Source organism: Burkholderia sp. MSMB2157WGS, assembly GCF_001532755.1.
Taxonomy (GTDB): Bacteria; Pseudomonadota; Gammaproteobacteria; order Burkholderiales; family Burkholderiaceae; genus Burkholderia.
Map to the genome: position 1 here is coordinate 431,439 of NZ_LPJG01000011.1, position 12,759 is coordinate 444,197.

A 12,759-nucleotide genomic window follows, 5' to 3' on the forward strand; every position below is an offset into this window, starting at 1 on the left:
CTTGCTAACATGGGCGATCGCCCGCCCCCCAATCTGCTATCCGCCCGATGCCTCCTCCCGCCTCCACCACTCCCCCGGCAAGCGACGCGCCGCCAGGCGTCCTCGCACTGTTCGTCGCGTTCGCGCAGATCGGCCTGACCAGCTTCGGCGGTGGACTCAGCGGACGGATGATGCGCGACTTCGTGCACGAGCGGCGATGGCTCGACGAAGAGGCGTTCCTCAACGGCCTCGCGCTGTCGCAGGCGTTGCCGGGCGTCAACGTGAAGAACCTCGCGATCTGGATCGGCTATCGTCTCGCCGGATGGCGCGGCGCGGTGGCGGGCTTCACCGGCATCATCGCGCCGCCGGCCGTACTGATCGTGCTGTTCGGCGTCGCGTTCTCGACTCTCACGCGCTTCCCGCTCACGCACGTCGCGCTCGCCGGCGCGGCGGCCGCGGCGATCGGGCTGTCGATCTCGATGGCGATCACCGCGGTGCGCCGCCTGCCGCGCCGCGTGCTGCCGTTCGCGGTCATGACGCTCACCTTCGTGTCGGTCGCGGTGCTGCACTGGCCGCTGGTGTGGACCGTGCTGATCGGCGGCACGCTGAGCGTCGCGCTCGAATACCGCCGTGCGGCCGCGGCGCCGAGCGAGAGCGACGCGCGATGAACGCGTCCGCACGTTACGCGGCACTGTTCGGCGTGTTCGCACCGCTGTCGATCGCGACGATCGGCGGTGGGCAAGCGGTCATCGCGGACATCCAGCGGCAGGTCGTCGACGTCCATCACTGGATGAGCGCCACGCAATTCGTGAACGACTTCGCGCTCGCGCGGATGGCGCCGGGCCCCGGCTCGCTGCTGGCGACGCTGATCGGCTGGCAGGTCGCCGGTTTCTGGGGCGCGGTGATCGCGACGCTCGCGCTGTTCGGGCCGACCGCGTTCCTGATCTACGGTGTCGCGCATCTATGGCGGCGACACCGAGGCGCGCGCTGGCAGATCGCGCTCGAAGCCGGCCTGCGCCCGGTCGCGGCCGGCATGATTCTCGCGTCGGTGTGGGTACTGCTGCAGGCGCTCGACGGCGGCTGGCCCGCGCGCGCGATCGCCGTCGCATCGACGCTGTGCGTGATCTACACGCGCGTTCATGCGCTGCTGCTGATCGCGATCGGCGCGCTGCTGCTCGTCGGCGTACATGCGCTCGGCGGCGCATGACGCTCGCCACCGTCGTCGCATCGGACCGTCGTCTGTCCGCCTAAATCCCGCGAAACACCGGCGCGCGGCGTTCCGCGAACGCGCGCAACCCTTCGTCGAAATCCGCGCCTTCGCACGCCTGCCGACGCAACTCGGCGATGCGTTCGAAGGCGTCGGCCGGCAATGGCCGCGCGTCCTGCAGCACGCGCAACTGCTCTTTCACCGCGTGCACCGCGAGCGGCGCCTTCGCGGCAATCGTGCGCGCGACGTCGAGCGCCGCATCGTCGACCCCGCCCACGTCGGCCAGCCGGTTCACGAGCCCGTGATGCGCGGCGCGCTCCGCGTCGAGCGGCTGCGCGCAGAAGAACAGCTCCTTCAGCACGTGGATCGGCAGATTGTCGTAGAAGCGCAGCAAGCCGCTCGTCGAATACGGCAGGCCGATGTTCGCGGGCGTCATCGCGAAACGCGCGTCGCGCGCCGCCACGACGAGATCGCAACTCATCGCGAGATCGACCGCCCCGCCCCACGCCGATCCGGCCACCGCCGCGATCACCGCGCCCGGATAGGTCCGCACGCGCCGCAGCGCGCGTTCGAGCGGCTTGCCGTATGCGAGCGGATCGCGATCGTCGGCCAGTTCGCGCAGGTCGTGCCCCGCGCTCCACACGTCGCCGCTGCCGTCGTTCGACAGAATCACGACCGGCGGCGGACGATGTCCGGCCAACACATCGAGGTGTGCAACGAGGGCGTCGAGCAGCGGCGCGTCGAGCGCATGCCGTCGCGCCGGGTTCGCGAACCGCACGCGCGCGATCCGCTCGCCGATCAGGTCGACCGTCACGGTCGACGCCCCGTCCCGTTTCGTCGTGTCGGTCATTGCACGGCCTCCGCCACCGCATCCGCCTGGAAGATCGCGCGCTGCGCCAGCAGCGCGTCGATCGCGTCGTCGCCGTAGCCGGCTTCGCGCAGCACGTCGACCGTATGCTCGCCGAGCAGCGGCGGCGCATGGCGCGTGCGCGGCGCCGGCAGGTCGTCGCCCATCCCGCCGAGCGGCGTGACGACCTGACGCAGCGTACCGAGCGTCGGATGCGCGACCGGCTCGACCAGCCCGCAATGCGCGAGCTGCGGATCGTCGAACACTTCGTCGAGCGTATGGATCGGCCCGGCCGGCAGCCCGGCCTCGACGAACCGCTGCGTCCATTCGTGCTTGCCGCACGTGCGCAGCCGGCTGTCGAGCAGCGCCTTCAGTTCGTCGCGATGGGCCACGCGCGCATCGTTGGTCGCGAAGCGCGGATCAGCCGGCAGTTCGGGCAGGTCCAGCAACCGGCACAGCCGCTCCCACATGTCGGTCGTGATCGGTGCGAGGTTCAGCGGGCCGTCGGCCGTGTCGAACACGCCGTACGGCGCGATCACCGCATGCGCATTGCCGGTGCGGCGCGGCACGTCGCCGAGGCTCAGGTAGCGTTGCCCGTGCACGCTCAGCAGCGCAACGAGGCTTTCGAGCAGCGACGTGCCGACATGCTGGCCGCGCCCGGTGCGCTCGCGCTCGAACAGCGCGGCCATCACGCCGGTCGCGACCCACATCCCCGAGCTGAGATCGCCGATCGCGGTGCCCGTGCGGGTCGGCTCGCCGTCCGGGAAGCCGGTGAGGCTCATCAGCCCCGCATAGCCCTGCGCGATCTGGTCGAAGCCCGGCCAGTCGCGCAGCGGGCCGCGCGGGCCGAACGCGGTGACGCTGCCCATCACGAGCCGCGGGTCGCGCGCGCTCAGTGCGGCGTAGCCGAGCCCCATCGCGTCCATCGTGCCGGCCTTGAAATTCTCGATCACGACGTCGGCCTGCGCGATCAGGCGCCGCACGACGTCGAGGCCGGCCGGCTGCCGGAAGTCCACGCTGATGCCGCGCTTGTTGCGGTTGCAGGACAGGTAGTACGTGCTCACGCCGCGATCGAACGGCCCCCACGCGCGGCTCATGTCGCCGTGCGGACCCGACTCGACCTTGATCACGTCGGCGCCGAGATCGGCGAGCACCATCGAACAGAACGGCCCCGACAGCGCGCGACTGAGATCGACGACCCTGATTCCCGTTAATGCCTGCATTCCGGACTCCTGATATTGATGACTGGGTGTGGCGTGTTGGCGAACGACGGCGGCATGCCGCTCATTCGGGCAGTGTCTGGTGGCGCGTTTCGACCGCGAACGGCAGGATCAGGATGCCGAGCCCGAACACGGCCGCGGTCCATGCGACCGGCACGCCGAGCGATCCGTAACCGTGAATCGCGGCGCCGAGCAGGAAGTTCACGCCCGCGCCGATGAAGCGGCCGACCGACGCGTTGAACGCGAACGCGGTGGCCCGCACGCGCGTCGGATATTGCTCGGGCAGCCACAGCGAGAAGATCGCGAAGTTGCCGCCGAAGAAGCCGAGGAACGCGAGCAACACCATGAACGCCGCAAGCCCGTTCGGCTGGTAGAACGCCCAGCCGAACGCGAACACGATCGAGCCGGCCATTCCCGCGAAATACACGCCGAGCGCGGTGCGCCGGCCGAGCCGTTCCGACAGCCACGGCGCCGCCAGACAACCGGCGATCGTCGCGCACGACAGGATCGCCGCCCCGATCGACGCCAGTCGCAGCGCACCGACGTGATCGATGCCCGCGCGTGTCGCCAGCGTGGTGACCGCGCTCGCCTCGTAGACGGAGCCGGCCCACAGCCCGACGATCGCGACGCCGACGAGGCTCGCGCTCGTCAGCGTGCGGCGCAGGAACGCCGGCGCGAAGATCTCGCGCAGCGGATGCGCGCGGCGCGCGTCGGCCACGTCGCCGTCGCGCGCGTCGTGCCGGCGCCACTGCCCCGGCTCCTTCACGCGCATGACCGTAAACACCGCGAGCAGCGCGGGCGCCAGCCCGCACAGGAACATCGCGCGCCAGCCGTAGGCCGCGCCGATCGTGTAGTTCAGGCAGGCCGCGATGAAGAAGCCGAAGTAGTAGCCCGTCTGCAGGTAGCCGGCGCCCATCTTGCGGCGGTCCTCCGGCCAGCTTTCGGCGACGTAGGTGCCCGCGAGCGCCCATTCGCCGCCGACGCCGATCCCGGCGATCAGCCGGCACGCGGCCAGCGCCCATACGTCGTGCACGAACGCGGCCGCGCCGGTGAACACCGAATAGATCAGGATGCTCGCCGCGAGCGTGCGCACGCGGCCGAAGCGGTCGGCGAGCGGCCCCCAGACGAACGACAGCCCCCAGCCGATCAGGAACAGCGCGAACAGGATCGAGCCGTACATCCCCAGATTCGCGGGCGTCGCCGCGATGCCGGAGGCCGGCAGCAGTTCGGTCAGCGCGGGGATCAGCACGAGCGCGTAGATCACCGAATCCACGCCGTCGAGCACCCAGCCCGCGTACACGGCCCAGAAGCCCTTGACCTGCTCGCGCGTGAGCGGCGTGCGCCGCGGCTTCGCGCCGGCCGCCGGCGCGTCGATCGCCTTGAACATCTTCGTCTCCTTGCCGGCGGGGCCGGCGCTTTCGCCGCGTCCGGTCCGGGATGGCCGGCAGTCGGGCTCTTGTGTGAGACGAGTATAGAAACGCGATCGATCGCCGAAAAATATGATATTCATCTTGCTCGATCGGATTGGCTTATGGCTCGAATCGAGCGTGAATCGGGAGACGGCGGCGATGGACTTGAGACAGTTGCGCTATTTCGTGAAGGTCGTCGAATGCGGCAACGTCACGCATGCGAGCGAGGCGCTGCACGTCGCGCAACCGGCCGTGAGCCAGCAGATGCGCAATCTCGAGCAGGATCTCGGGATGCAACTGCTCGAACGAAGCGTGCGCGGCGTCGCGCCGACCGCCGCCGGCCGCACGCTGTACCGGCACGCGCTCGAACTGCTGCGCCAGGCCGACGGCACGCGCGAGCTGCTGCGTCGCGACGCCGACACGCCGCAAGGCCGCGTGACCGTCGGCATGCCGTCGAGCACCGCGCGCGTGCTGGCCATTCCGCTCGCCCGCGCGGTGCGCGACCGCTTTCCCGGCATCATGCTGGAGCTGATCGAGGCGCCGAGCGCCGATCTCGACACGCTGCTCGAACGCGCACGCCTCGATCTCGCGATCGTCGTCGATGCGGTGGACACGCGCGGCATCGCGATCCATCGGCTGCTGACGGAAACGCTGTACCTGATCACGTGGCCCGGGTTCCCGGTGCCGGACGCCCCCGTGCCGCTCGACGCGATCGCGCGGATGCCGCTCGTGTTGCCGAGCGCGCCGAACACGATCCGCAACCGCGTCGACTGGGCGATGCGCGAGGCCGGACTGTCGTACGAGATCGGCTTCGAGGCGAGCTCGACCGGGCTGCTGTTCGCGGCCGTGATGGCCCGGCTCGGCGTGACGATCCTGCCGTGGACGGCCGCGCACGTCGAGATCGAGGAGCGCAAGCTCAAGCTGTCGACGGTCGCGCACCGGCTGTTCGCGCGCGACCTGTCGCTGTGCTGGCACGACACGGCGCTCGTCAGCAACGCGGTGCAGAAGGTGAAAGCCGAAATCGTCCGGCTGTTCGACACGCTCGGGCAGCGGCCGGAGTGGGCGGCCGGCCACGCCGGTCGCGCGTGACGGACCTTGTGCCGCCCCGCCGCGCGTACTAAGCTCGTTTCATTCTGGGTACCGCTGACACCCCACTTTTCCTCGCCGCTCGGTATAAGCGTCGGGGGAAGGAGGCCGTCCGTGTCCCCGTTCCAGTTTGCCTGGCTTCTGCTGGGCGTCAGTGTCCTCGCCGAAGTGCTCGGCTCCGTTGGCCTGAAGTGCTCGGCCGGTTTGTCCCGCCCGTTGCCGTCCGCGATCGCGATCGTCTGCTATGCATGTGCGGTATGGCTGATGGCGCTCGCGACGAAGCGAATCGAAATGGGGCTCGCGTATGCGAGCTGGGCCGCTGCCAGCACGGCGGCCACGGCCATGATCGGCATCGTCTGCTTCGACGAATCGGTGTCGTCGCTGAAGCTCGTCGGCATCGCGCTGACCGTCTGCGCGCTCGTCGCGCTCAACCTCGGCGATGCGGCGGCACGATGATCCCCTGCGCACGCATCCGACGGGGGGCATTGACAACGCTCCCCGCCACCCCTTAACGTTTCCCTCATCGTAACCATCACCGGTTCAGCTTAAGAGGTTGTCGGCCCGCTCGTGCTCGACACCTCCGCCTTCCTCGAAGGCCTGCTGCTTGGCGCCGGCCTGTTCACGTCGGTCGGCCCGAAGGACGCCTTCGTCATCAAGCGCTCGATTTCGAGCCCTCACCTGCTCTCCATCGCCCTCGTCTGCGCGGGCAGCGACGCGCTGCTGATCGCGCTCGGCGCGCACGGGCTGTCGTCGTTGCTGTCGCGCCATCCCGGCGTGGTGGCGGCCGCACTGTGGGCCGGCATCGCGTATCTCGCCGGTTACGGGCTGCTCGCGCTGCGCGCGGCGATCGTCGGACGGCGGCCCGCGCACGTCGGCAGCGCGTCCGCTCGCCGCGAACCCACCCGGTCGCGCACGGTGCTCGCGGCCGCCGCGGTTTCGCTGCTCAATCCGTATGCATGGATCGATACGGTGCTGCTGCTCGGGACCGTGATCGCGAGCCACGCGCCGTCCGCACGCGAGCCGTTTGCGATCGGCGCGATGACGGCTTCGCTCGCGTGGTTCCTGATGCTCGCGTACGGCGCACGCGCGTGCCGTGCGTGGTTCGCTCGAACGCTCGCATGGCGCGTGCTCGATGGCTTCGTCGCGGTGACGATGCTCGGCTTCGCGGTGCGTTTCGCGATCGACGCGCTTTAGGCGTCAGCGGCCCGACGCCGAAACCGTGCGGAATGCGTCGTGCGCGTGGGCATGCAGTTCGAACCCGATACCCGGCGCCTGCGGCACGCGCGCGTATCCCGCGTCGACGATTTCGCCATCGGCGAGGCCGCTGAACGGATGGAAGGCGAACGGGCTGACTTCCGCGCCGCCGAGCCCGAGCGCCGCGACGACGTGCAGCGAGAACAGATGGCCGCCATGCGGCCAGAACGCGTCGCGCCGCCAGCCGCGCGACACGAAGTGATCGACGATCTGCAAATAGCCCGGCAGCCCGTAGCTGTGCACCGGATCGAACACCAGCACGTCGCGGTCGGCGCGCAGGCCGCCGTAACGGTCGAGCAGCTTCGCTTCCGCAAGCGAGAACAACGCTTCGCCGGCCGCGATCGGCGGTGCGTACCGCGCAGCGACGTCTGCCTGGAGCGGCAGGTCGAGCGGGTCGCAGATGTCCTCGAACCACCAGAGACCGAACGGCGCGAGCATGTCCACGGCCTGGCTGGCGGTCGTCGCGTCGTACGTGTTCATCGCGTCGACCGCGAGATGCGATGAGCCGGCAAGACGCGCGGCCGCGGCTTCGATACGGCGCCGGTCCTGATCGAGATTCGCGCCACCGATCTTGATCTTCGCGTGCGTGTAGCCGAGATCGACGATCCGGCGCATCTCGTCCGACAGGCGCGCGAGATCGTCGTGCGGATAGCGGTAGCCGCCGCCCGCGTACACGCTCACGCGCGGTGCCGCCGTGCGCTGGAGGCGGTCGGCGAGAAAGCGGTGCAGCGGCAGGTCGGCGACCTTCGCGGCGGCGTCCCAGATCGCCATGTCGAGTGTGCCGACCGCGACGCAGCGTTCGCCGTGTCCGCCCGGCTTCTCGCCGGCCATCATCGCGCGCCATGCGCGCAACGGGTCGAGGTTCGTGCCGGCTTCGTCGGCGAGCGTGTCGGCCGCGGTCAGCAAACGCGGCGCGAACCGTTCGCGGATCAGGCCGCCCTGCGCGAAGCGGCCGATCGACGCGTAGCCGTAGCCCGTCACCGGGCGGCCGGCGCGCACGACGTCGGTGACGACCGCGACGACGCTCGTCGTCAGGCCACCGGACGCAATCGCCGGATCGGCATAGCGGGACACGGGAATCGCGCGTTCGTGAATCGCGGTGATGCGCATGGTCGGGCTCCGGAGGGGCGTCCGGCGCAGGCGGAAGAGTCGCGCTGCAGCGGAAACGATGGGCGGATCGCTGCATCTTAGGGGTTTGTGCGGCAGCGTGCAGGGCCGGCGGCGCGCGTCATCGTGTCGTCGCCGGACAACCGCGTGTCGCACGCGTTACGTCGCGGGTTGCAGCCGGATAGCGGAGCGCGCCGAGCCCGTCACCACGCTCGGCGCGCCGTTTCCGAACCGGTCGACCTGCATTGAACCGGAATCCCGCGTTTGTCCGGCCGGCTTCGTGAACCGGGAGGATGGGGGCTGGTATGCGTGGGTCGGGCGAATCGGCCGGCCCGCTCAGGCGAACACGAAGTACTTGCGCACCGTCTCCACCACTTCCCACGTCCCCTTCATGCCGGGCTCGATCACGAACACGTCGCCGGCTTTCAGGTGCACCGGCTCCTCGCCTTCCGGCGTGATGATGCAATAACCGTCGAGGAAGTGGCAGTACTCCCATTTTTCGTAATTCACCTCGAACTTGCCCGGCGTGCAGATCCACGTGCCCATGATCTTGCTGCCGTCCTTCGAGACGTACGCGTTGAGGTTCACGGTGTGCGGATCGCCGCCGATGCGCTTCCATTTGGTCGCGTCAAGGACAGGCGTCGGGCAGGTTTTGCGCAGAACGGTGATGAAATCGGACATGTCGGCTCCAGGCTAACGATCGTGTGAGAGGCCTGTCACGTTAGTTCGAAAGCGTTGTCGCGACTTGTATGCGTCCGACACCGACTCGTCAATTTTCGACATCGGCTGGCGTGCGGGCATGCTGCGATCGCGTTGAGTTCGTCCGTTGCCAGATCAACCCGCATGGTCCGTTTGCGTGCGATCCTGAAAGTCGGTGTCGCGGCTGAGCGCTTCCCACGCGTCGAATTCGCGCTGCAATTGCGCGATTTTCTCGCGCGCCTGATCGAGCGCGTCGCCTCCTATGACGAGATGCATCGGAGGATCGTCCGCTTCTACCGCGGCGATGATCGCGCGGGCGCCGCGCATCGGATCACCCCGCTGCTTGCCGTGGGCGGCGAAAATTCCGTCGCGGGCCTTGCCTGCGGTTTCCGCATAGGCGGGAATCCGTACGGACGACTGCTTGGCCGACTCGGGTCGGCGAAAGTCTGTCCGGAACGCGCCGGGCGCCACGATGGTGACGCCGATCCCGAATGGCCTCACTTCCTTCGCCAGCGTTTCCGTCATGCCCTCGAGCGCGAACTTGGCCATGTGATAGTAGCCGACCGCCGGAAAGGTGACGAAACCGCCGATCGAGCTGATGTTGATGACGTATCCGTGGCCGCGCTCGCGCATGCCCGGCAATACGGCCTTGACGAGGTTCAGCGGGCCGAACACGTCGGTTTCCATCAGATCGCGAACCTCGGCGTCCACGCCTTCCTCGATCGACGCGAAGTAGCCATAGCCGGCATTGTTGACAAGCACATCGACGCTGCCGAAACGCTCCTGGGCCGCCGCGATGGCCGCCGCTATCTCGTCCGGCTTGGTAACATCGAGCTCGACCGCAAGCAGCTTGCCTTGCCCGTCGGCGAGATCGGCGAGATCGTCCTTGCGCCGGGCGGTCGCCACGACACGATAGCCCGAGCGCAGCGCCTGCACGGCCAGCGCGCGGCCGAGCCCTCTGGAACAGCCCGTGATGAACCAGACATCGTTTTTTCCAATCATCGTTCACGCTCCCAACCTATCTCGAATGTCGATGGGGACGATTCTTGCGCCGGGACGACCGCGCAACAAGACCGATACATTGGAAGGGTCGTTGAACAGGATTGAACGATGACGCGAGGAAGCCTCGACGATCTTGCCGCTTTCGCGTGCGTGGCGCGCTTGCGTAGTTTCACGCGCGCCGCGGCCGCACTCGACACGTCGACGTCGAACCTCAGCCACACGATCAGGCGGCTGGAGACGCGCCTCGGTGTGCAACTGCTCCAGCGCAATAGCCGCAGTGTGTCGCTCAGCGCAGCGGGCGAAGCGCTGCTCGCGACGCTCGACCCCGCTCTCGAGAGCATAGACGGCGCGCTCGACGCGCTGCAGCGAGGCAGCGACAGCGTGTCGGGGACGCTCCGTCTGACGGCCACCCGCCAGGCCTACGACATGATCATTCGCCCGGTACTGCCGGCGTTCACCGAAGCGCACCCCGACGCGACGGTCGAAGTGCTGATCGACTATGCGTTCCGCGACATCGTCGCCGATCGATTCGACGCGGGCATTCGCCTCGGCGAGAAAATCGAGCGGGACATGATTGCGGTGAAGGTCGGCCCGGATCTGCGTATGTCGGTGGTCGCCACACCCGCGTATCTTGCGCGCCACGGCACCCCGCTTCATCCGCACGAACTCACGCGGCACCGTTGCATCAATTACCGCATGGTCACGGCAGGAACCATCTATGCATGGGAATTCGAGCGCGACGGCAGCCGACTGGAAGTGCGCGCGCCGGGCCCCCTCACTTTCAACGACCCCGATCTGATGCTTGAATGCGCGCTCGACGGCCTTGGCATCGCCTATGTCCTGGAACGCGAAGCGGCACCCTACGTCGAAGCGGGGAGATTGAAGCGGATCTTGCCCGACTGGACGCCGCCTTTTCCCGGCTTCTTCGTGTATTACGCATCGCGACGGCAGATGCGGCCGGTGCTCGCCGCATTTCTGGCCGCCGTTCGAAAAGCGTCCTCTGCTTCGTCGATACCGCCCCACAGGCTCCGTACCTGAACGCTAGTCAGTCGTTCTGAACAATTCGTTTTGCCGGCCGCTTGACGTTATGCCGACGAGACAGCGGTAGCCAATATAATTTGAATTACATATCTATTCTTGTATTCACACGACAACGGAAGCGTCGCTTCTTACCCCTTCTCTGGATTTTCATCGAACGGTACCCTGCGGTTTCCTGCGAAGATAAAGCGCTTGAGCGATCAGCCCCAGAACGAGCGCGACGAGGAGCGCGGCTTGGGCACCGAGAAGCAATGGCGACCTCGGATCGTTGACCAGCGGATGTCCGTCCGGCACACGCCTCAGCGTTTCGCTAACCGTGGGAACCATCAGCACGAATGCCGTCAACGTCAGACAGAAGGTTTCCAGATAGATGCCGGCTCGACCGGGCAGAGGCAGATACGCAACGCCATATCCAGCCAGTAACAGCACGACGGCTCCGACTCCGATGACGTAGCTGATACCTTGATGCGCTATGACGAACACGGTCAGAGAACCAATCAACATGGTAACGAAATACACCCTCCCGGCAACTGACCGCGGAACGATCCTGCCGTAACGCGCGAACATGTACACGGCCATGGGGATCGCGGGTAGACTGCCGAGAGTATGTATCCAGCCGAGAGGCGAAATTCCAAACATGGTTTCAATCCTTGCCTTGCGTGATTTCGTTGGTGGTCGACGCTGACTTTAGGCTCACGAAACCCGAATTGACATGACTGAACCTGGGAAAAACTTGACCATTTTTCCGGATCGGGCGTTTGCTGGCCTGGCTAACGGTGATCTCCTGTCTCAGGTTCTTGCGCGTATGCGCATGACAGGCGACCGCGTCTTTTCGTCGATGCTGCCGCCATTCGCGCAGTTGGACATGCCTGCGCGGGCGGCACACGCGTACGCCGTCATGGAAGGCGTGGTGAAAATTGCCGGCGATGAGGTAGCGGCTTCCGAGATTCGGTCCGGCGAGCTGCTCTTGTTGCCGCGCGGACCTGGCAGCCTGCGCATTTCCGCCCTGGACCAACCGGCGAACGTCGTCGTCTGCCACTTCTGGTTTGATCCGGCGAGCCAGCCGGATCTGCTTCTGACGTTACCCGTCATGATCCACCTTCGCCACGCGGAGACATGCGACTGGCTGCCGAACATCATGCAGTTTCTTCTGCATGAAGCGGACAATGACGAGGCGGGATCCGCCTTGATGGTCTCCCGCATGATTGATCTCGTGGTGGTGCGTGCGTTGCGCGCCTGGGTTCATCATGGTCATGCATCGAGCTGGTTGGGCGGATTGGCGGATAAGCGTATTGCCCGCGCTTTGAAGGCCATCCATGAGCAGTCGCCACGTGGTTTGACAATCGATGGGCTCGCTGCCGTCGCGGGCATGTCGCGCTCCAACTTTTGCGAACGTTTCAATGCGCTCGTTGGCAAGTCTCCGCTGCGTTACCGCAATGAATGGCGCTTGAGCGTCGCTCGCGACATGCTAGCGAAAGGTGACGCGCGCGTGGGCGAGGTTGGAAGGTCGGTTGGTTACGAGTCGGAAGCCGCTTTCAGTCGTGCCTACAAGGCCTATTTCGGCCATGCACCTCGAGAAGCGAAGCCATCCATCACGCCCGCTGAATGACGGCGCTGCCCACGACGCCATGCGGTCGCTTCGCTCGGTCGAGCTGTCGGCAAAAGAAGATTTCGCTATCGCGGCATTTTCATGCCGCTACGGTCGTTGCGAGACTTTCGGCGATCCGAGCAACGGGCTCATCGGCCAGCTGTAGCGCTGTTCGCCCTCCGTCCTGAATCCCCTTGAAAGTGCCGATCCCCGATACGCGGACTGCCACCCATTCAGGATTCGTTGTCGAATGTCGCTAACCGCAGGCGACGCCACCGCTCCAGCATCGAGCGATGCCAATTTCGCTGCCACCGCCCAAAACG

General features: G+C 67.0%; 14 protein-coding genes. 7 read left to right on the top strand and 7 right to left on the bottom strand.

The genetic code is table 11. The features are described 5' to 3' along the window. The first annotated feature begins 47 nt into the window (after nt 1-47). Together WT53_RS06700 and WT53_RS06705 are read left to right on the top strand one after the other, a co-directional pair. Nucleotides 48-647, top strand: a complete 600-nt coding sequence (locus tag WT53_RS06700; protein ID WP_060258929.1) for a chromate transporter — start codon at nt 48-50, stop codon at nt 645-647. Further along, nucleotides 644-1,186, top strand: coding sequence for a chromate transporter (locus tag WT53_RS06705; RefSeq protein ID WP_059779552.1), 543 nt, complete (start codon nt 644-646; stop codon nt 1,184-1,186). Before WT53_RS06700 ends, WT53_RS06705 begins: the two co-directional genes overlap by 4 nt. A 40-nt stretch (nt 1,187-1,226) precedes the next feature. On the opposite strand, the gene scpB is transcribed toward WT53_RS06705, so the two are convergent. From scpB to WT53_RS06720, 3 genes are all read right to left on the bottom strand, one after another. Further along, nucleotides 1,227-2,036, bottom strand: coding sequence for a methylmalonyl-CoA decarboxylase (gene scpB / locus WT53_RS06710; RefSeq protein WP_060258932.1), 810 nt, complete (start codon nt 2,034-2,036; stop codon nt 1,227-1,229). Beyond that, the gene (locus WT53_RS06715) at nt 2,033-3,256 is read right to left on the bottom strand and encodes a CaiB/BaiF CoA-transferase family protein (protein ID WP_060258936.1); all 1,224 of its coding nucleotides are present in this window, start codon (nt 3,254-3,256) and stop codon (nt 2,033-2,035) included. The genes scpB and WT53_RS06715 overlap by 4 nt, the downstream gene beginning before the upstream one ends. A gap of 61 nt (nt 3,257-3,317) precedes the next feature. Continuing rightward, nucleotides 3,318-4,640 carry an MFS transporter gene (locus tag WT53_RS06720; protein WP_060259195.1) on the bottom strand — a complete coding sequence of 441 codons (1,323 nt, stop codon included), beginning with the start codon at nt 4,638-4,640 and terminating at the stop codon, nt 3,318-3,320. A gap of 181 nt (nt 4,641-4,821) precedes the next feature. Here WT53_RS06720 and WT53_RS06725 point away from each other — a divergent pair, with 181 nt between their 5' ends. From WT53_RS06725 to WT53_RS06735, 3 genes are all read left to right on the top strand, one after another. Next, complete coding sequence (locus tag WT53_RS06725; RefSeq protein WP_059779549.1) at nt 4,822-5,751, top strand: LysR substrate-binding domain-containing protein; 930 nt, start codon at nt 4,822-4,824, stop codon at nt 5,749-5,751. Between the two features lie 111 nt (nt 5,752-5,862). Continuing rightward, nucleotides 5,863-6,204 carry a multidrug efflux SMR transporter gene (locus WT53_RS06730; RefSeq protein ID WP_059791622.1) on the top strand — a complete coding sequence of 114 codons (342 nt, stop codon included), beginning with the start codon at nt 5,863-5,865 and terminating at the stop codon, nt 6,202-6,204. Between the two features lie 111 nt (nt 6,205-6,315). Next, nucleotides 6,316-6,942, top strand: coding sequence for a LysE/ArgO family amino acid transporter (locus WT53_RS06735; protein WP_060258939.1), 627 nt, complete (start codon nt 6,316-6,318; stop codon nt 6,940-6,942). Nucleotides 6,943-6,945: 3 nt separating this feature from the next. Here the strand turns inward: WT53_RS06735 and WT53_RS06740 are convergent, their stop codons facing one another. The 3 genes from WT53_RS06740 to WT53_RS06750 all read right to left on the bottom strand — a co-directional run bounded on the left by WT53_RS06740 (nt 6,946) and on the right by WT53_RS06750 (nt 9,810). Beyond that, a complete protein-coding gene (locus WT53_RS06740) occupies nt 6,946-8,112 on the bottom strand; it encodes an enolase C-terminal domain-like protein (RefSeq protein ID WP_060258944.1) in 1,167 nt (388 codons plus the stop codon). 333 nt (nt 8,113-8,445) lie between these two features. After that, a complete protein-coding gene (locus tag WT53_RS06745; RefSeq protein ID WP_027783759.1) occupies nt 8,446-8,790 on the bottom strand; it encodes a cupin domain-containing protein in 345 nt (114 codons plus the stop codon). 153 nt (nt 8,791-8,943) lie between these two features. Then, nucleotides 8,944-9,810: an oxidoreductase gene (locus WT53_RS06750; protein ID WP_060258947.1), complete on the bottom strand. Its 867-nt coding sequence runs from the start codon at nt 9,808-9,810 to the stop codon at nt 8,944-8,946. 108 nt (nt 9,811-9,918) lie between these two features. Between WT53_RS06750 and WT53_RS06755 the strand changes: the two genes are divergently transcribed. After that, complete coding sequence (locus WT53_RS06755) at nt 9,919-10,848, top strand: LysR family transcriptional regulator (protein WP_060258952.1); 930 nt, start codon at nt 9,919-9,921, stop codon at nt 10,846-10,848. 150 nt (nt 10,849-10,998) lie between these two features. Here WT53_RS06755 and WT53_RS06760 read toward each other — a convergent pair whose 3' ends face one another. Next, nucleotides 10,999-11,427 carry a hypothetical protein gene (locus tag WT53_RS06760; RefSeq protein ID WP_306453924.1) on the bottom strand — a complete coding sequence of 143 codons (429 nt, stop codon included), beginning with the start codon at nt 11,425-11,427 and terminating at the stop codon, nt 10,999-11,001. A 133-nt stretch (nt 11,428-11,560) separates the two neighbouring features. Here WT53_RS06760 and WT53_RS06765 point away from each other — a divergent pair, with 133 nt between their 5' ends. After that, entirely contained in the window at nt 11,561-12,457 is an 897-nt protein-coding gene (locus tag WT53_RS06765) for an AraC family transcriptional regulator (protein ID WP_060258958.1), read from the top strand. The last annotated feature ends 302 nt before the right edge of the window (nt 12,458-12,759 follow it).